We start from the raw sequence: 19754 nt of genomic DNA on the forward strand, positions 1-19754 counted from the left end.
CCCAGGGCGGCATGTTTGATCTGATCCGCAGCCAGAGCCAGAGCGCTACCGGCGCAAAGGAGACCGTGGATCAGCTGCCCAGCGGTGAGGGCATCTGGCAGGTGGAATACCGCGTGCCCTATTTCAGCATTTTCTACGAAGAGGTGCAGCCCTACGTCCAGGCCTACAACGAGGCCCATTCGGACGCGCCCATGTATCAGGACTACACCCCGGTGAAGAGCAGCGTGCCCATCTGGGACATCATGATGATGGTGGTCATGGTGGGCAGCATGATCTTCATTTTCTACGTGATGTTCAAGGGCAACCAGGGCGGCAACATCATGAATGTGGGCCGTGCCAAGGTGAAGGACCAGAACGACGACAAGCGCAAGACCACCTTTGCGGATGTGGCCGGTGCGGATGAGGAAAAGGCCGAGCTGGAAGAGATCGTGCAGTTCCTCAAAAACCCCAGCCAGTTCAACAGCCTGGGTGCCCGCATTCCCCACGGCGTGCTGCTGGTGGGCCCTCCGGGTACCGGTAAGACCCTGCTGGCCCGCGCCTGCGCAGGCGAGGCAGGCGTGCCCTTCTACTCCATCTCCGGCTCCGATTTCGTGGAGATGTATGTGGGCGTGGGTGCCTCCCGTGTGCGCGACCTGTTCGACAAGGCCAAGAAGACCGCGCCCAGCATCATCTTCATCGATGAGATCGACGCAGTGGGCCGCCAGCGCGGCACCGGTCTGGGCGGCGGTCACGACGAGCGCGAGCAGACCCTGAACCAGATGCTGGTGGAGATGGACGGCTTCGGCGCCAACGAGGGCGTCATCGTCATCGCGGCCACCAACCGGGCCGACATCCTGGACCACGCCCTGCTGCGCCCCGGCCGGTTCGACCGTCAGGTCTACGTGGGCCTGCCGGATGTGAAGGGCCGTGAGGAGATCCTGCGGGTACACACCCGCAAGAAGCCTCTGGCTCCCGATGTGAACCTGAAGACCATTGCCCAGTCCACCGCCGGTTTCGCCGGTGCGGACCTGGAAAACCTGGTGAACGAGGCGGCTCTGCTGGCTGCCCGCCGGGGCAAGAAGGCCATCACGGAAAAGGAGATCGAGGAAGCCTCCATCAAGGTGGTGGCCGGCCCCGAGAAGAAGAGCCGTGTGGTCACCGAGAAGGAGAAGAAGCTCACCGCGTACCACGAGGCGGGCCACGCCATCACCAGCTGGTTCTGCCCCACCAACGACCCGGTGCATCAGATCAGCATCATCCCCCGCGGCCAGGCGGGCGGCTACACCATGTACCTGCCCGACAAGGACGCCAGCTACGTGACCAAGACCGCCATGCAGGAGCGCATCGTGAGCCTGCTGGGCGGCCGCGTGGCCGAGAGCCTGGTGCTGGAGGATATCTCCACCGGCGCTTCCAACGACCTGGAGCGCGCCACCCAGACCGCCCGCAGCATGGTCACCCGTTACGGCTTCTCCGAGCGTCTGGGCCCTGTGGTGTATGGCTCCGACCCGGAGGAGACCTTCCTGGGCCGTGATTTCAGCCAGGGCAAGGGCTATTCCGATTCCATCGCCGCCGAGATCGACAGCGAGATCCGGGACATCGTGGACGAAGCCTACGAGAGAGCTCGCCGCATCCTGAGCGACAACATGGATAAGCTGCATGTGGTGGCCGCCGAGCTGATCAAACGGGAGAAGCTGTCCGGCGAGGAGTTCAAGACCCTGATGGAGGGCGGCACCCTGCCCGAAGCCGAGCAGCCCGCCCCGGCCGCAGCACCCGCTGAGCCGGCACAGCCCGCTCAACCTGCCCAGGCTGCTGAGCCTGCGGAACCCGCCGAACCCGCTCAGCCTGCCGAGACCGCCGAGACTGCCGAGCCTCTGCCGGAGCAGGGCGAAAAGCCCGAGGGCTCCCTGTAACAGGAAAGGAGTAACGCTCTTATGGAAGAGAATTTCGACCTTTTGGCCCAATCCCGCGCCAACTATTACACGAAGGGCAGCCCCATCCAGTTTGTGAAGGTGGAGCTGCTGAAGGGCGACCAGAGCGGCGACATCGCGGTCTGCCTGTCCTTTAAAAACATTTCCAGCCAGCCGGTCACCGGCCTGCTGGTGGAGTTCAAGTGCAAGGACCGCACCGGTACCGTGGTCTGCCAGGACCGGTTTGAATACCAGGGCCTGAACGCCGCGGGCGGTCAGGTCTTCGGCTCGGACGATGCGGTCTACATCAGCCAGGCCCCGGTGGGCAGTGTTGAGGTGGACCTGCTCCGGGCTTATCTGGCCGACGGCAACGCGCTGGATCTGACCGGCTATGTGCGTACCCGCCTGCCCGCGCCCAAAAAGCTGCCGGAGGACCTGGCCAGAAAGCTGAGCGAGCGCACCGGCAAGGAGGGGCTGCAGTTTGTGCCCCAGGTGCTGGACCAGGGCTGGTACTGCGCCTGCGGTGCCTTCCATCCCCGTGAGGAGAGCGGCGTGTGGTGCAGCGAGTGCGGCTCCGACCGCATCCTGCTGCAGAACACCCTGTCCAGCATGCTGCAGGCGGCGCAGACCGCCCAGCAGCCCGCGGCGGATGAACAGCCCACCCGCATGGTACCCCCGGTTCGCCCGGAGGAGCCCACCCGCGCGGTGCCCCCGCTGCGCAACCAGCCGGACCCCAGCTACGATGTGCCTCCGCTGCATCCCGACGAGGAGGACGATTCGGACATGACCCTGGCCGATGACCGGGACCGCAGCCGCTATGCCGCTTCCCGTCTGGGCTTCCGTGAGCAGGATGCCTATGAGGATGAGGGCGGCTATGAGGAGGACTACCAGGACGACTACGAGGAATACGGGGACGAGGAGATGGACCCCCGGGATGTGATCGCGGAAAAGATCATTCGCTGGGCCCCGCCCATCACCGCCGTGCTGTGTGCCATCGTGGCTCTGATTGGCTTCCTGCTGGCCTGATTTGGGCGCTGAATCATCACAAAACAAAAAGACCTTCCGCATTGCAGGCCGCAGTGCGGAAGGCCTTTTTTCGCTGTGGAAGAGGTTCAGTGGGGCGCCGGGCTGGTAACAATCGGTGAGGAACGCCCAGACAAGAACCGAAAAAGCAGGGCCGAAAAGTTCGAAAAACGCCACCCGATGGCCCGCAAACGGCCCGGCAGAGCGCCCCGCCGCACTCCGCGCGCCTTGACATTTTCCGCCGGGGCGTGGTTAAATAATATGGTATGCATTCAAGAACGTGAGAAAATCCCCGGTGCACAAGGGCCTGCCCTGGCGCAGACAGAGGGGGAAAACGGGGGGAAGAAGCCCCCAAAACCAACAGGAGGTAGAACAGGTTGGCCAAAAAACAGGAATATGGCAACGACAGTATTTCCAGCCTGAAGGGCGCGGACCGGGTGCGCAAACGCCCTGCCGTTATCTTTGGCTCGGACGGCGTGGAGGGCTGTGCCCATTCCATCTTCGAGATCCTTTCCAACTCCATCGACGAGGCCCGCGAAGGCTACGGCGAGAAGATCCTGCTCACCCGCTTTGCGGACGGCAGCATCCAGGTGGAGGATTTTGGCCGGGGCATCCCGGTGGACTATAACCCCAAGGAGCAGCGCTACAACTGGGAGCTGGTGTTCTGCGAGATGTACGCCGGCGGCAAGTACTCTGCCGGGGAGGACAACTACGAGTATTCCCTGGGCCTGAACGGTCTGGGCCTGTGCGCCACCCAGTACGCCAGCGAGTGGATGACCGCCGACATTTACCGGGACGGTTTCCACTATCATCTGGACTTCAAGCAGGGCGAGCCCGCGGGCGAGATGATCAAGGAGCCCTTCAAGGGCCGCCGCACCGGCAGCATCATCCGCTGGAAGCCGGACACCCAGGTGTTCACCGACGTGAACGTGCCCACCGAATATTTCACCGACACCATGAAGCGGCAGGCGGTGGTCAACGCGGGCCTGGATCTTGTCTTTGTGGACCAGACCGGGCCGGAAAAGCAGACCATCGAGTTCCGCTACGAAAAGGGCATTGAGGATTATGTGAACGAGACCGTGGGTCTGGATTACATCACCCCCGCCCGCTACTGCGAGTCCACCGCCACCGGCCGGGACCGGGAGGACCAGCCGGACTACCGGGTGAAGATGAGCGCCGCCTTCTGCTTCTCCAACAAGGTGCAGATGCTGGAATACTACCACAACTCCAGCTGGCTGGAGCACGGCGGCAGCCCGGACCGTGCGGTGCGCACCGCCTTTGTGAACCAGATCGATAACTTTTTAAAGACCAAGGGCCTGTACAAGAAGAACGAGAGCAAGATCACCTTTGCCGATGTACAGGACTGCCTGGTGTATGTGTCCAGCACCTTCTCCACCCGCACCAGCTACGAGAACCAGACCAAAAAGGCCATCACCAACAAGTTCGTGGCCCAGGCCATGACCGAGTTTCTGAAGCACAATCTGGAGGTCTACTTCCTGGAGAACCCGGAGGAGGCCCAGAAGATCTGCCAGCAGGTGCTCATCAACAAGCAGAGCCGCGAGCATGCGGAAAAGACCCGCCAGAGCATCAAGAAGACGATGACCAGTCAGATCGACATCGCCAACCGGGTGCAGAAGTTCGTGGACTGCCGCACCAAGGATGTGAGCCGCCGCGAGCTGTACATCGTGGAGGGCGATTCCGCCATGGGCGCGGTCAAGACCAGCCGGGACTCCGAGTTCCAGGGCATCATGCCGGTGCGCGGCAAGATTCTGAACTGCCTGAAGGCGGACTATGACCGCATTTTCAAATCCGATGTTATCACCGACCTGATCAAGGTGCTGGGCTGCGGCGTGGAGCTGGGCGGCAAGGCCAAAAAGGACCTGGCCACCTTCAACCTGGAAAACCTGCGCTGGAACAAGGTGGTCATCTGTACTGACGCCGACGTGGACGGTTACCAGATCCGCACCCTGATTCTGACCATGCTCTACCGGCTTACCCCCACCCTCATCAACGAGGGCTATGTGTACATTGCCGAAAGCCCGCTGTACGAGATCAACACCAAAAACAAGACCTACTTTGCCTACACCGAGCCGGAAAAGGCAAACATCCTTGCCCGCATCGGCAAGGAGAAGTATACCATTCAGCGCTCCAAGGGTCTTGGTGAGAACGACCCGGAAATGATGTGGCTCACCACCATGAACCCGGAGAGCCGCCGCCTGATCAAGGTGAACCCGGAGGATGTGGAGCACACCGCCGCCGTGTTCGACCTGCTGCTGGGCGACAACCTGGCCGGCCGTAAGGAGCACATCGCCCAGCACGGCGTGGAATACCTGGACGACCTGGATCTTTCGTAAGGGGAGGAGAGAAGAGCAATGGCAAAAAAACAGACCAAACGCGCCACCCCCGCCCGGCCCCAGCTGGGCGATAACGTGGAGATCCTGGACGCGGGCGTTGTGATCCAGAGCCCCATCACCGAGACCCTGGAAAAGAACTACATGCCCTACGCCATGAGCGTTATTGTTTCCCGCGCACTGCCGGAGATCGACGGCTTCAAGCCCGCCCACCGAAAGCTTTTGTACACCATGTACGGCATGGGCTTGTTGAAGGGCGCCCGTACCAAGAGCGCCAACATCGTGGGCAGCACCATGCACCTGAACCCCCACGGCGACGCGGCCATCTATGAGACCATGGTGCGCATGGGCCGGGGCAACGAGAGCCTGCTGGTGCCCTTTGTGGATTCCAAGGGCAACTTCGGCAAGGCCTACAGCCGGGACATGGCCTACGCCGCCAGCCGATACACCGAAGCCAAGCTGGAGGCGGTGTGCGAGGAGCTGTTCCGGGACATTGACAAGGACACCGTGGACTTTGTGCCCAACTACGACGGCACCACCACCGAGCCCACCCTGCTGCCGGTGACCTTCCCCACCATTCTGGCCAACAACACCCTGGGCATCGCCGTGGGCATGGCCTCCAACATCTGCTCCTTCAATCTGGCGGAGCTGTGCGAGACCACCGTGGCCCTGATGCGCCATCCGGACCACGACCTGCTCGCCACCCTGCCCGCCCCGGATTTTGTGGGCGGCGGTGAGATTCTGTACAACGAGGCCGAGCTGCGCAAGATCTACGAGACCGGCCGCGGCAGCGTGCGGGTGCGCGCCCAGTACCGTTACGAGAAGGACGGCAACATGCTGGAAATCACCCGCATTCCTCCCACCACCACGGTGGAGGCGGTGATGGACAAGATCGCCGAGCTGGTGAAGACCGGCAAGATCAAGGAAATCAGCGACATGCGCGACGAGACCGACCTGAACGGCCTCAAGCTGACCATTGACCTGAAGCGCGGCCAGGACCCGGACAAGCTGATGCAGAAGCTGTTCCGCACCACTCCTCTGGAGGACAGCTTTGCCTGCAACTTCAACCTGCTCATCGGCGGCCAGCCCCGTGTGCTGGGCGTGCGGCAGATCCTGAACGAGTGGGTGGCCTTCCGGGTGGAATGCGTGCGCCGCCGCACCTATCACGACCTGCAGGGCAAGCAGAAGCGCCTGCACCTTTTGAAGGGTCTGGAGGCCATTTTGCTGGACATCGACAAGGCTATCCGCATCGTGCGGGAGACCGAGGAGGATTCCGAGGTGGTGCCCAACCTGATGATCGGCTTCGGCATCGACGAGACCCAGGCCGAGTACGTGGCCGAGATCAAGCTGCGCCATCTGAACCGGGAATACATCCTCAAGCGCACCCAGGAGATCGCTGACCTGGAGGCCGAGATCGCCCGCCTGGAGGATATCCTGAAATCCGAGGCCAAGATCCGCCGCATCATCATCGAAGAGCTGAACGCGGTGGCCAAGAAATACGGTCAGCCCCGCCGCTGCCAGATTCTGTACGATGTGGAGACCGCGGATTCCGCCGCCGAGGAGGAGAGCCTGCCGGATTACCCGGTCACCGTCTTCTTCACCCGGGAGGGCTACTTCAAGAAAATCACCCCCCAGTCGCTGCGCATGAGCGGCGAGCAGAAGCTCAAGGAAGGCGACGAGGTGGTACAGCAGATCGAGACCCGCAACGACGCCTGGCTGCTGTTCTTCACCGATCAGCGGCAGGTGTACAAGTGCCGCGCGGCGGATTTTGCCGACACCAAGGCCAGCGTGATGGGCGAGTTCGTGGCGGCCAGCCTGGGCATGGACGAGGGCGAGCTGCCGGTCTACATGGCGGTCACCCTGGATTACAAGGGCTATATGCTGTTTGCCTACGCCAACGGCAAATTCGCCAAGATCCCCATGAACAGCTACGCCACCAAGCAGAACCGGAAAAAGCTGCTTAAGGCCTACAGCGACAAGGAGCAGCTGGCCTGCATGGTGCAGCTGCCCGAGGAGACCGAGCTGGCCGTTCGCACCAGCGGCGGCCGGATGCTGCTGGCCCACACCACCCAGATCGCCGAGAAGCAGACCCGCGACACCGCGGGCGTGGCGGTGATCACCCTGAAAAAGAACCAGCACATCGAATGGGTCAAGCCCGCCGGTGAGCTGGAGCTGGCCAACCCCCACCGGTACCGGGTGCGCAGCCTGCCCGCCGCAGGTGCTCTGGTGCGGGAGGAGGATGTGGCCGAGCAGCTGCAGCTGGGCCAGTAAAACCGGCCTGCTGTCCCGGGAAAAGCCCGCAGAAATCCGGGCATTTGCCGCGAATTGTGCGGCGTTGCCCTTGCATTTTGCGGGGCTGTGTGGTATCATCATACTTGCATATTAGCGCGTATAAAAAGCGGAGGAGCGTTTACACTATGAGTATTATCGAGATCATCAGCGGTGTCGTGCTGATCCTGGCCGCCATCGTGATCGTATTTCTGACCCTGTCCCAGGAGTCCAAGGGCCGCGGCCTGTCCGGCGCCATCGCCGGCGAGGGCGGCATGATGGAAGCCGGCCGTACTCGTGCCAAGGACGTGAAGCTCGCCAAGTACACCAAGATCGTGGGCATCGTTTTCTTTGTTGTCATGATCGCGGTCAGCGTGCTGAGCGTTATGAGCATGAACTAACAAGCAAGAGGGCCCGCATTGCGCGGGCCCTTTTTGTCTTTCCATGGCCCGGTACGAGGGGTGCAGGGCCGCCAAGAGGGAGGGAAATGTCATGTCCATTCGATCCAAAATCCTCCGGGAGCTGGAGAAAAAGCCCAGACGTCTCAAAGAATTGAAGGACAAGCTGGGCAACGACAAAAAGGTGCAGCAGACGGTGGAGGAACTGCAGAAAAAAGGCAAGATCCGCCAGAAGAGCGGCGCCTATTTTCTGGCAAAGGATGCCAAGGCCGAAGGCACGCTGGAGTGCGTGCTGGTCAAGCTGGGGCCCAGCTTCGGCTTTGCCGCGCCGGAAAACGACCAGAAGGGCGATATCTTCATCCCCGGCCGGGCGCTGTGCGGTGCACTGCCCGGCGACCGGGTGCTGGTGAAGCTGTTCGACAAGCCCAGGGTTCCCGGCTCCCGGGAGGGCGAGATCCTGGCAGTGGTGCAGCCCCGCAAAAACTTTGTGGGCACCATTGTGAAGGAGAAGGAGCGGCTGTATCTGCTGCCGGATGAATGCCCCTTCGTGCGCCTGCAGGTGAAAAAGAGCGCCGCGGGCGGCGCGTCGGACGGCGACAAGGCGGCGGTGGAGCTGCTGAGCCGGGGCGAGGACTATGAGGACCACCGGGTGGGCGTGGCGCTGCGCTTCGGCAGTGCCCAGGCCGCCAAGAACTGCGCCAAGGCGCTGCTGTACGCCGCCGGTGTGGACCGGCACTTCCCCGAAAAGGTGAAGGCTGAGGCCCGCAGGCTGGAGGGCATCCAGTCCTCGGACCTGAAAAAGCGCACCGACCTGCGCAGCTGGCCCATCTTCACCATCGACGCCGCCTCCACCAAGGACATTGACGACGCCATCTCGCTGATGGCGGTGGAAAACGGCTGGGAGCTGGGGGTGCACATCGCGGATGTGAGCCATTACGTAAAGCCGGGCAGCGAGCTGAACAAGGAGGCCATGCGCCGGGGCACCTCCATCTATTACGCGGACAGCGTGATCCCCATGCTGCCCCGTCAGCTCTCCAACGGGCTGTGCAGCCTGAACCCGGGCGAGGACCGGCTGGCCTTCTCCTGCATCATGCAGCTGACCGAGGATGGCCAGCTGCGGGACTTCCGGTTTGAAAAGACCGTGATCCGCAGCCGGGTCAAGGGTGTTTATAGCGAGCTGAACCAGCTGCTGGCCGGAGAGGAGACCCCCGAGTTGGTGGAAAAATACGAGGAGGTATGGCCCCAGCTGCCCCTGATGAAGAAGCTCTACGAGCAGCGGGCCAAGCTGCACCGGGAGCGGGGCGGCATCGAGCTGGAGACCGAGGAGGCCAAGCTGGTGCTGGACGAGGAGGGCCGCTGCGTGGACATCCAGCGGCGCAGCCGCGGGGTGACCGAGTGCATGATCGAGGAGTTCATGCTGCTGGCCAACCAGTGCGCGGCCCAGCTGGCCCGCCGCAACCAGCTGCCCTTTGTATACCGGGTGCACGAGGCCCCGAACCCGGAGCGGGTGGAGCGGCTGACCGGTATGCTGCGGGTGTGCGGCCTGCCGGATCACTTTGCCGGCGAAGCGCCCACCCAGAAGGAGCTGGCCGCTCTGCTGGATTCCACCCGGGGCACCGACCTGCAGCCGGTGGTGCACACCGGCGTGCTGCGGGCCATGGCCAAGGCCTGCTATGAGCCGGAGCCCAAGGGGCATTACGGCCTGGCGCTGGAGGATTACACCCACTTCACCAGCCCCATCCGCCGCTATCCGGACCTGGCCATCCACCGCATCCTCAGCGACTGGCTGGGCGGCACCAGCCTGGAGGAGCTGAACCGGCGCTACACCTGGTTTGCCCGGGAGGCCAGCGCCCAGTCCAGCACCTGCGAGGTGGCGGCCATGCAGCTGGAGCGGTCCGCCGAGGCCTGCTACAAGGCGGAATACATGCATGCCCATCTGGGCGAGGTGTTCGAGGGCGTGGTCTGCGGCGTGGCGCCCCAGGGCATCTATGTGGAGCTGGAAAACACCGTGGAGGGTCTGGTGCACGCCGAGAGCATCTGCAAGGGCGAGCCCCAGCTGATCGAATCCATGCGTTTGAAGGACCCGGTGAGCGGCCGTGCGTGGAGCCTGGGCGACCGGGTCCGCGTCCGGGTGGACCGGGCGGACGTGGCCCTGGGTCGGGTGGATTTTGCCCTGGAAGAAACCGAGTAACCCCAAACACGGGCGGACCAGACAGGCCCGCCCGTTTTCTGTGACGGATGTCCTTGCAGAGCAGGGTGGAGGCCGTGGTAAAATAAAGCATACGCGGCGGTCGACTGCCGTCCCACCCCTAAAAAAGGAGAAGCATTGATGAAGCGTACCCCCTTGAAGGTGGCCATCGGGGCCATCTGTTTTGTGAATCTGTTGTATATGATCCCGTCGGTGGCGGTGTCCGGCATGGTGGCCGCCTTCCCGGACCAGCCCCAGAATACGGTGCTGCTGCTGCTCGCCCTGCCCAACCTGACCGGCATCGCGGGTATTGTGGCCGAGCCCTGGCTGGAGAAGCGGTTCAGCCGCCGCCAGCTTTCCATCACGGCGCTGGCCGTGTTCTTCGGCTCGGGCCTTGCAAGCTTTGTGCTGCGGGAAAATCTGCCCGCCCTGATCGCCGCCAGTGTGGTCATGGGCGCGGCCTATGGCATGCAGGCCACCCTCTATCCGCTGCTGGTGAACGACGGCTTTGAAGGCGAGGAGCGCAGCCGGGTGATGGGCATGGTCACCGGTATGCTGCAGCTGGGCCGGGTGGCGGCCACTCTGGTGGGCGGCGTGCTGGCCCGCAGCGGCTGGTACAACGTGTATCTGTGCTTTCTGGCGGTGCTGGTGCCGCTGGTGCTGGCGGTGCTGTTCCTGCCCCGGCAGAGCCACCATGAGGAAGGTCCCAGGGAGGACGGCGACTGGTTCAGCCTGTCCGGCGCGGTTCGGCTGGCGGTGGAGGGCTTTGCCTTCGCGGCGCTCTTTTACATGGTGAATACCCATCTTTCCCTGTACGTGGAGGGCTACGGTTTGGGCGATACCGCCCTCACCGGTGTGATCAGTGCAGTGGGCTGCGTGCTGGCGGGGCTGATGTCCACCGGCTTTGCCTGGTTCGAGCGCCGCACCGGCCGTTTTACCATGACCTGGGCCTTCGCCATTCTGGGCGCGCTGTATCTGGCGGGCAGCCTGTGGATCAGCCTGCCCGGCGCGGCGCTGTGCGTGGCGGGCGCGTTTCTGGGCATGGGGCTGTTCAGCCCCAACCTGATGCTGGGCTTCTCCCGCTGTGCGGGACCCCGCCGCCTGGCCGCTGTCACCGCGGCGGTGCTCACGGTGGTGAACGTGGGCTATTTTGCCTCGCCCTACATCACCGGCTTTCTGGCGGGCTTTGTGGGGGAGAGCCCGGCGGATGTGTTCCGGGTCGCGGGTGTGCTGGGCCTTGCCTGTGCGCTGGGCTCGGCGCTGGCCAGCCGCAAGCCTCAGGCCCCGCTGCAGGGCACACAGGAAAAGTGAGGGAAAAGAATGGAAAACAACCGGCTGGAACAATACTGGAAGCAGCTGGAGGATTTTGGGCTGGAGCGGAAGGATTACCCGGATGCCCGCCTGCGCCAATACCGGCGGGGGGATTTCCTCTGCCGTCAGGGCTGCCCCATGGAGGAGCTGCTCTTCGTGGTGGAGGGCAGGGTGAAGGTGTGTACCGTCACCCCGGCGGACAAGACCCTGCTGTTCTGCTACAACGGCCCCGGCACTCTGGTGGGGGAGGTGGAGCTGATGACCGGCGAGGCCGTCACCACCAGCATTCAGGCGGACAGCACCGTGCGCTGCGTGGCGCTGCCCATGCAAAAATACGCCGCCAGCCTGCGGGGGAACATCCGGTTTATGAACCGGGTGGCCCACATGCTGGCCCAGATCGTGGCCCGCAATGCGGTGAACGATACCCTTAACATCCTGGCTCCGCTGGAGACCCGGCTGCGAGCCTACATCGCACGAAGCCAGCGAGAGGGTGTGTTCAGCGGCCGCCTCACTGAGACCGCCGAATATCTTGGGGTGAGCTACCGGCACCTTCTGCGCACCATGAACGAGCTGTGCGCCCGGGGCATTCTGGAAAAGATCCGGGGCGGCTACCGCATCCTGCAGCCGCTGGAGCTGGACCGGCAGCAGGAGGAAGGGGAATGGAGCGTTCCCCGCACCAAAGAGTAAAAAATAACCGCTCGCTTTGTGTGTTGCAAAGCGAGCGGTTATTTTTTGCATGCAGAGAGAATCGAACCGGGTCTACCGGGCCATACTGGAAGCATATCCATAAACAGGAAGGATTCGAAGGGAGTGGATCGCAATGATGGAAGCCGCCGCCAAACGGCCGCCTGCACTGCAGCGGATGGCCCGCGCGTTGAGCGCGGACCGGCAGGAGCGGCTGGACCGGGAGGCCTGCCAGGTGCTGCCTTTGGAGGAGCAGCTGCGCCGCTGCCTCTGGCAGATGCGCCAGAACCAGATGTGCTTTGATCTGGAGACCGAGCCGGAGCTGATCGACGCGCTGATCTATGAGTATCAGGCCATTCAAAGCCGCTACCGCTACTACCAGCGCAAGGCCCGGGCCCAGGGGCTGCGGGCCATTCTGTGACGGCGCTGGCCCTGGGAGCAGCCGTGCTGCTGGTGGCGGTGGGGCTGGCCGCGGGGCGCAGCCGCCGCCCGCTGCGCACGGCGCTGAGTGCGGCGCTCACCGGAATGGGGGCGCTGGGGGCGGTGAATCTGCTGGCGCCGGTCACCGGCGTGAGCCTGGCGCTGAATTGGGCCACCAGCTTCATGGCGGTGGTGCTGGGCGCGCCGGGGGTCATCACCCTGCTGCTGCTGGATCTGCTTTTGGGGCTCTGAACATCAAAAAGGGCGTGTTTCCCGTTTGGGAAACACGCCCTTTTTGATAGAAAACGACCGGACCGTAAGCCGGGTTCTGTATTAAACGGCAATCTGTCTAGACCCTGCGTTGCCGCAGGGTTCATGCCACCTCCGGGGCGCGCGGGGAGCGCTGTATGCCCCATACGGGTGTTGCTTCTGGTAGGGTTTACATAGCCGCAAAGTCGCCAGTGCGCTGGTGAGCTCTTACCTCGCCTTTCCATCCTTACCGCAAAACGCGGCGGTTTCTTTCTGTTGCACTATCCCTGGGGTCGCCCCCGGCTGCCGTTAGCAGTTACCATTCCCCTGTGAAGCCCGGACTTTCCTCAGAGCGAACGCAATGCCGCCCCGCTGCCGTATGTTCCACTCGTTTTCCGTTCCATATTGTATCACACAACGCCGCCCGGCGCAAGCCCGGGCCGAAAACCCGGGCGTTTTAGGAAAAGTATGACTGATTCGACAAAGCGTTTTGTAAATTTGCACAAAAAATATTGGCCGAGGCGCCCGAAAAAACTGCTTTGCCGGGAAAAGTTTTTTCTTGCAAACACTTTAATACGGTTTTATAATAAAATGCATAGCAGTGAAGCAGGGCTTTGGGCCCTGTGCGCCATAGGCGATAGATTCCGATCCGCTGCCTATCAATGATGATCGTTTGAAAGGGGAAGTACGTTATGTTCAAAAACGATTACCTGGCCCGTGTATATGCACAGGTGGAAGCCCGCAACCCCAACGAGCCTGAGTTCCTGCAGGCCGTTCGCGAGGTTCTGGAAAGCCTGCAGACCCTGGTGGAAAAGCACCCGGAATATGAGAAGAACGGCGTTCTGGAGCGCCTGGTGGAGCCTGAGCGCTTCATCCAGTTCCGCGTTTCCTGGGTGGACGACGCCGGTAAGGTCCAGGTGAACCGCGGTTTCCGCGTTCAGTTTAACAGCGCCATCGGCCCCTACAAGGGCGGCCTGCGCCTGCATCCCAGCGTGAACGCATCTGTCATCAAGTTCCTGGGCTTCGAGCAGATCTTCAAGAACAGCCTGACCGGCCTGCCCATGGGCGGCGGCAAGGGCGGCTCCGACTTCGACCCCAAGGGCAAGAGCGATGCCGAGATCATGCGTTTCTGCCAGAGCTTCATGACCGAGCTGAGCAAGCACATCGGTCAGTTCACCGACGTTCCCGCCGGCGACATCGGCGTGGGCGCCCGTGAGATCGGCTACATGTACGGCCAGTACAAGCGCCTGCGTAACGAGTTCACCGGCGTGCTCACCGGCAAGGGCCTGAACTGGGGCGGCAGCCTGGCCCGCACCGAGGCCACCGGCTACGGCCTGTGCTACTTCACCCAGGAAGCCCTGCAGTGCATGCGGTCCGACAGCTTTGAGGGCAAGACCGTTGTGGTGAGCGGCAGCGGCAACGTGGCCATCTACGCCTGCCAGAAGGCCACCGAGCTAGGCGCCAAGGTAGTCGCCATGAGCGATTCCACCGGCTATGTGTACGATCCCAACGGCATCGATCTGGACCTGATGAAGGACATCAAGGAGGTTCGCCGTGCCCGCATCGTGGAGTACGCCAACGCCAAGGAGAGCGCCACCTTCACCGAGGGCTGCAAGGGCATCTGGACCATCCCCTGTGACATCGCTCTGCCCTGCGCCACCCAGAATGAGCTGGACGGCGAAAGCGCCAAGGCTCTGGTTGCCAACGGCTGCACCGTGGTGTGCGAAGGCGCCAACATGCCCAGCACTCCCGAGGCCATCGAGATCTTCCTGGCCAACAACGTGCTGTATGGTCCCGCCAAGGCGGCCAACGCCGGCGGCGTTGCCACCAGCGGCCTGGAGATGAGCCAGAACAGCCTGCGCCTGTCCTGGACCTTCGAGGAAGTGGACGAGCGCCTGAAGGGCATCATGAAGGGCATTTTCCACGCTGCCTACGATGCTTCCGTTGCCTGCGACGCTCCCGGCAACCTGATGGTGGGCGCCAACGTGGCCGGCTTCATCAAGGTGGCCGACAGCATGATCGCTCAGGGCATCGCCTACTAATCATCGCATTTTCTTTGGGGCACCCCGCTCGGGTGCCCCTTTTTGTTTGCCCGCCGGCGGGGGAAAATGCTATAATGCCAGTACAACAGCAAAACCAACGAAAGAGGGAAACGACCCCATGGAACTGAGCTTTATTGTTCCGCCCCGCTTTGAGGGCGGCTGTCTGCGGGATTTTCTGCGGGCCAGCGGCGTGTCGGCTACGCTGATCAAAGCGGTGAAAAATGAGACCGGCGGCTTCTGGGTGGAGGACGGCCCCGCCCGAACCTGTGACACGGTGCACGCCGGGCAGATGGTCACCTTTGTCCTTCCGCCGGAAAAGCCCACCACCGTGGAACCGCAGGACATTCCGCTGACCATCGTCTACGAGAGCCAGCACGTGATGGTGCTGGAAAAGCCGGCGGGCATGGCGGTGCATCCCACCCTGAATTATGCGGACGGCACCCTGGCCAACGCCTATATGGGCCTGCTGCGTCAGCGGGGCCAGCAGGGCGTGTTCCGGCCGGTGAACCGCATTGATAAGGACACCTCCGGCCTCGTGCTCTGCGCCAAAAACGCCTATGCCGCGCCGCTGCTGGCCAAAGGGGTGAGCAAGGTGTATCGGGCGGTGCTGGAGGGCTGTCCGACCCAGAAAGAGGGGCAGATCGACGCACCCATCGCCCGGGCGCCGGGGAGCATCATCCTGCGGCAGGTGGCCCCGGAGGGCAAGCCGAGCCACACCCGTTATCAGGTGGAGCAGGAGAAAAACGGCCTGTGTCTGGTGGCGGCGGTGCCCATTACCGGCCGAACCCACCAGCTGCGGGTGCACTTTGCCCACATCGGCTGCCCGCTAGCCGGGGATGAGCTGTACGGCGGCAGCCGGGAGCGTATCGGCCGCCAGGCGCTGCACTGCGCCCGGATGGAATTCACCGAGCCGGGCACCCCAAAAACCGTGGTGGTGGAAAGCCCGCTTCCGCCGGATATGCAGAGCCTGCTGGAATAAAATCACAAGGGCGGCGCGCCCCCGCAGAGGGGCTGTGCCGCCCTTTGCTTGTGCCAAAAGTTTGAAAACCCTGTGAAAACGGCCGCCTGCCGGTTGCGTTTTCTTCTACAAGTTGTCTATAATAATGTTGTACACTTTGTAGAAGAAAGGCGGCGGACGCTTTTTTATGGCACAATGCGTGGAAAACAAGACCCCCAACGGGCAGAAAAACGGCAGGGAGCGGTGGCTCCGGCTGCGGGCGGAGGCGGTCCGTCTGGCAAAGCGGTTTCGTTTCAGCCAGGGCGCGGCGGTGCTGGGGCAGTTTCTCTACGATGTGGGCTTCTGGGGCGAATACACCGCCCGGCGGCTGGCACGGGGAGGGTGGAAGGCCTGCTGCCTTCTGGGGCGGCGCTGCGCTCGGGTCTGGGGCCGGGCGGCAGGCCTGGTCAAAGGCGCGCTGAACACCGGCGCGCAGGACCTGACGGCACCCTTTGCCCGCATGGCAAACGGCGCGAGGAACATCCGCGCCCATGTGAAGGAGGAAAAGCAGGCAGGCACGGCCCATGCGGCCAAAGAGGGTCTGCGCTATTTTGCCCTGGGCGTACACAAATATTTCCCGCTGCTGGGCCGCGCGGTGGCATACGTTCTGCCGGTGGCGGCACTGGCAGTGTTCGGCTATACGGTACATACGGTGCTGGAATACAACTATGTTCTGGCGGTGGAAGTGAACGGCAGCGTGGTGGGCTATGTGCAGACCGAGCAGGTGTTCGACTCCGCCAAGGAAGAGGTGGCCCGGCGCATCAACTACGCGGGCGCGGGGGAGGAGAGCTGGACCGTGGAGCCCTCCTACCAGATCGCGGTGGGGGAGCAGGTGCTGGACGAAAACCAGATGGCGGATGCCATTCTGCAAAGCTCCAGCAATGAAATTCAGAACGCCACCGGCCTGTATGTGAATGGGGAGCTGGTGGCGGTGACCACCGAGGGCGACCGGCTGCGCCAGGAGCTGAGCAGCATGACCGCCCCCTATGAGGACCCGGACAACCCGAATCTGACCGTGTCCTTCAACAAGGAGGTGCGCTGCGAGGACAGCATCTACTTCACCAGTACCATCGTGCCTGTGGAAGAGATCATCCAGCGGCTGCACGGTGAAGAGCAGGGCGCTGTGTATTACACCATCCAGACAGGTGACACTCCGTGGATTGTGGCAGGCAGCTTCGGCATCCGTGTGGACGAGCTGCAGGCTCAGAACCCGGACTATGATTTCAACTCCAATTCAGGCTTCCCGGTGGGCGGCCAGCTGACCATCAGTCAGGCCATGCCCTATCTGCAGGTGAAGCGCACCCTCATCAGCACCTATCAGGAAGCCATTCCCTACGACACCGAAGAGCAGCAGGACTCCACCCTGCCCATGGGCACCGTGCAGGTGGTGCAGGAGGGGGCCGAGGGCGTGGCCGAGATCACCCAGCAGCAGGTGTTCTACGGCGATTCCTCCACCCCCAGCGAAACCACAGTCATCGATCGGGTGGTGGTGCAAGAGCCGGTGACCCGGATCGTGGCCATGGGCCAGTACGTCCCGGCGGAAAACATTGCCTATCTTTCCGACGGCAGCACCCTGATCTGGCCGGTGCCCGCTTACCGGGGCATCAGCCGGTGGATGATCGGCTCCAGCGGCCAGATTCACGGCGGCGTGGATATCCGGGCGGCAGCAGGCACCGACATTCTGGCCGCGGCCGGGGGATTGGTGAGGATTGCCGGGTATCACCCCAGCTACGGCAACTATGTGGTCATCAGCCATGGAAATGGGTATGAAACGCTGTATGCTCATGCCACCCGCCTGGCGGTACGGGCCGGGCAGACCGTGACCCAGGGCCAGGTGATTGCCTATGTGGGCAATACCGGAAATTCCTTTGGATATCATTGCCATTTCGAGATCAAGCGGAACGGTGCACGCCAGCAGCCACGGGACTTTTTCCCCAATAAGTGATTGTCTTTTTGCTTGTATTTTTCCACCGGATTTGAAAGGAGTGTGAAAAAAACTGCCAAATCCTTGCCCTTTTGCCCCTTTTCGCGCTATAATGGGGGATGTATAAAAGCAAGGAAGGAGGGCGGTCAGGCTGGCGATTTTGGAAAAGACCCCGGAAACGGAAGAAAAGAACAACCAACAAGAGCAGCAGACCGGCTCCCCCTCTCCCGGCAAAGGCCCGGGCAGATGGGAAGCGATCAAACAGAAAATCCTGCAGAAGGCTGGCCCCTGGATCGAGCGGGCCAAACGGCACCCGGAAACAGCGGTGCTGGGGCAGTTTTTATATAACGTAGGCTTTTGGGGCGAATATACCGCCCGGCGGATGGTGCGTTTCGCATGGAACTGCATCCGGAAGGCGGGCGAGCGTATTGCCTGGATCTGGGGCCGGGTGGCAGGCCTGGTCAAGGGCGCGCTGAAAACCGGCGCGCAGGATCTGACGGCACCCTTTGCCCGCATGGCAAACGGCGCGAAGAACATCCGCGCCCGGGTGCAGGAGGAAAAGCAGGCGGGCACGGCCCACGCGGCCAAGGAGGGCCTGCGCTACTTTGTTTCCGGCGTACACAAATATTTCCCGCTGCTGGGGCGTGCGGTGGCCTATGTGCTGCCGGTAGCGGCACTGCGGTGTTTGGTTATACGGTACATACCGTGCTGGAATACAACTATGTTCTGGCGGTGGAAGTGAACGGCAGCGTGGTGGGCTACGTGCAGACCGAGCAGGTGTTCGACTCCGCCAAGGAAGAGGTGGCCCAGCGTATCAACTACGCGGGCACCGACCGGGAAGGCTGGACCGTAGAGCCCTCCTACCAGATCGCCGTGGGCGAGGATGTGATGGACGAAAACCAGATGGCGGCCGCCATTCTGGAAAGCTCAAGCGACGAGATCCAGAACGCCACCGGTGTTTACGTGAACGATGAGCTGGTGGCGGTGACCACCGAGGGCGATGTGCTGCAGGCGGACCTGGACAGCATGACGGCCCCCTATGAGGACCCGGACAATCCGAACTATTTTACCGATACCATCGTACCGGTGGAGCAGATCATCGAGAAGTTCCACGGGGAAGAGCAGGGAGCCGTCTACTACACCATTCAGTCGGGTGACACCCCCTGGACCGTGGCGGGCAGCTTTGGCATCAGCGTGGATCAGCTGCAGGCCCAGAATCCGCAGTTTGATTTTAATTCGAGCAGTGGCTTCCCGGTGGGCGGGCAGCTGACCATCAGCCAGGCCATGCCCTATCTGCAGGTGAAGCGCACCCTCATCAGCACCTATCAGGAGACCATCCCCTACAGCACCGAGGAGCAGGAGGACAACGAGCTGGCCTTCGGTTCCACCAAGATCATTCAGGATGGTGCGGAGGGCCTGGCTGAGGTGACCCAGCAGCAGGTGTTCTACGGCGATTCCTCCACCCCCAGCGAGACCACCATCATCGACCGGGTGGTGCTGCAGGAGCCGGTGACCAAGATCATCGCCAAGGGCAAGAAGCTGGCCAACGGCGACCTGGCCAGCACCGGCAGCGGCAGCCTCATGTGGCCGGTGCCCGGTTATAGCTACGTGAGCCGCTGGATGAGCAGCTACCATAAGGGCGCGGATATCTGTGCCCCCTACGGCACGCCCATCTACGCAGCGGACAGCGGCGTGGTGACCACCGCCGGCTATCATTACAGCTACGGCAACTATGTCATTATCAACCATGGCAACGGCTACCAGACCCTGTACGCCCATGCCAGCCGGTTGAACGTGCATGTGGGCCAGGCGGTAAGCCAGGGCGATGTGATCGCCTATGTGGGCTCCACCGGTAATTCCACCGGTAACCACTGCCACTTTGAGGTGTATGTGAACGGCGTGCGCCGCTCCGCCCGCGAGTGGTTCCCCTACAAATAAGTGGAAAACCGGTTGAAAACCCGCAAAAAGGCTTGCGCTAAGCCGAAAAAACTGCTATGATTAACCTCGGACTTT

At 62.5% G+C, this 19754-nt stretch carries 15 protein-coding genes and 1 other RNA gene; 15 read left to right on the forward strand and 1 reads right to left on the reverse strand.

What is annotated here, in order from left to right; genetic code table 11:
- From ftsH to J7G73_RS06610, 10 genes are all read left to right on the forward strand, one after another.
- On the forward strand, positions 1 to 1889 hold a 1889-nt coding region (gene ftsH / locus J7G73_RS06565), incomplete at its 5' end, for an ATP-dependent zinc metalloprotease FtsH (RefSeq protein WP_291245682.1).
- A 21-nt stretch (positions 1890 to 1910) separates the two neighbouring features.
- Entirely contained in the window at positions 1911 to 2912 is a 1002-nt protein-coding gene (locus J7G73_RS06570; protein ID WP_291245683.1) for a hypothetical protein, read from the forward strand.
- A gap of 374 nt (positions 2913 to 3286) precedes the next feature.
- Complete coding sequence (locus J7G73_RS06575; protein WP_291245684.1) at positions 3287 to 5263, forward strand: toprim domain-containing protein; 1977 nt, start codon at positions 3287 to 3289, stop codon at positions 5261 to 5263.
- Positions 5264 to 5281: 18 nt separating this feature from the next.
- A complete protein-coding gene (locus tag J7G73_RS06580) occupies positions 5282 to 7531 on the forward strand; it encodes a DNA gyrase subunit A (protein WP_291245685.1) in 2250 nt (749 codons plus the stop codon).
- A gap of 146 nt (positions 7532 to 7677) precedes the next feature.
- Positions 7678 to 7929, forward strand: coding sequence for a preprotein translocase subunit SecG (gene secG, locus J7G73_RS06585; RefSeq protein ID WP_058967158.1), 252 nt, complete (start codon positions 7678 to 7680; stop codon positions 7927 to 7929).
- A gap of 91 nt (positions 7930 to 8020) precedes the next feature.
- A complete protein-coding gene (rnr, locus tag J7G73_RS06590; RefSeq protein ID WP_291245686.1) occupies positions 8021 to 10117 on the forward strand; it encodes a ribonuclease R in 2097 nt (698 codons plus the stop codon).
- Positions 10118 to 10255: 138 nt separating this feature from the next.
- Positions 10256 to 11425, forward strand: coding sequence for an MFS transporter (locus J7G73_RS06595; protein WP_291245687.1), 1170 nt, complete (start codon positions 10256 to 10258; stop codon positions 11423 to 11425).
- Positions 11426 to 11434: 9 nt separating this feature from the next.
- Positions 11435 to 12112: a cyclic nucleotide-binding domain-containing protein gene (locus tag J7G73_RS06600; protein WP_087295028.1), complete on the forward strand. Its 678-nt coding sequence runs from the start codon at positions 11435 to 11437 to the stop codon at positions 12110 to 12112.
- Positions 12113 to 12245: 133 nt separating this feature from the next.
- A complete protein-coding gene (locus tag J7G73_RS06605) occupies positions 12246 to 12530 on the forward strand; it encodes a hypothetical protein (protein WP_291245688.1) in 285 nt (94 codons plus the stop codon).
- Positions 12527 to 12781, forward strand: a complete 255-nt coding sequence (locus J7G73_RS06610) for a pro-sigmaK processing inhibitor BofA family protein (protein WP_270912898.1) — start codon at positions 12527 to 12529, stop codon at positions 12779 to 12781. The genes J7G73_RS06605 and J7G73_RS06610 overlap by 4 nt, the downstream gene beginning before the upstream one ends.
- Positions 12782 to 12831: 50 nt before the next feature.
- Here the strand turns inward: J7G73_RS06610 and rnpB are convergent.
- Positions 12832 to 13169, reverse strand: an RNA gene (gene rnpB / locus J7G73_RS06615) — RNase P RNA component class A.
- A 301-nt stretch (positions 13170 to 13470) separates the two neighbouring features.
- Here rnpB and gdhA point away from each other — a divergent pair.
- From gdhA to J7G73_RS06640, 5 genes are all read left to right on the forward strand, one after another.
- Positions 13471 to 14820 (forward strand): NADP-specific glutamate dehydrogenase, encoded by a 1350-nt coding sequence (gdhA, locus tag J7G73_RS06620; protein ID WP_291245689.1) that lies wholly within the window; start codon positions 13471 to 13473, stop codon positions 14818 to 14820.
- Positions 14821 to 14938: 118 nt separating this feature from the next.
- Positions 14939 to 15799, forward strand: a complete 861-nt coding sequence (locus J7G73_RS06625) for an RluA family pseudouridine synthase (RefSeq protein WP_291245690.1) — start codon at positions 14939 to 14941, stop codon at positions 15797 to 15799.
- 166 nt (positions 15800 to 15965) lie between these two features.
- Positions 15966 to 17762, forward strand: coding sequence for a peptidoglycan DD-metalloendopeptidase family protein (locus J7G73_RS06630; protein WP_291245691.1), 1797 nt, complete (start codon positions 15966 to 15968; stop codon positions 17760 to 17762).
- A gap of 139 nt (positions 17763 to 17901) precedes the next feature.
- Positions 17902 to 18483: a hypothetical protein gene (locus J7G73_RS06635; RefSeq protein ID WP_291245692.1), complete on the forward strand. Its 582-nt coding sequence runs from the start codon at positions 17902 to 17904 to the stop codon at positions 18481 to 18483.
- Entirely contained in the window at positions 18423 to 19679 is a 1257-nt protein-coding gene (locus tag J7G73_RS06640; RefSeq protein WP_291245693.1) for a peptidoglycan DD-metalloendopeptidase family protein, read from the forward strand. Before J7G73_RS06635 ends, J7G73_RS06640 begins: the two co-directional genes overlap by 61 nt.
- The last annotated feature ends 75 nt before the right edge of the window (positions 19680 to 19754 follow it).

The organism is Allofournierella sp., assembly GCF_017889395.1.
GTDB lineage: Bacteria > Bacillota > Clostridia > Oscillospirales > Ruminococcaceae > Allofournierella.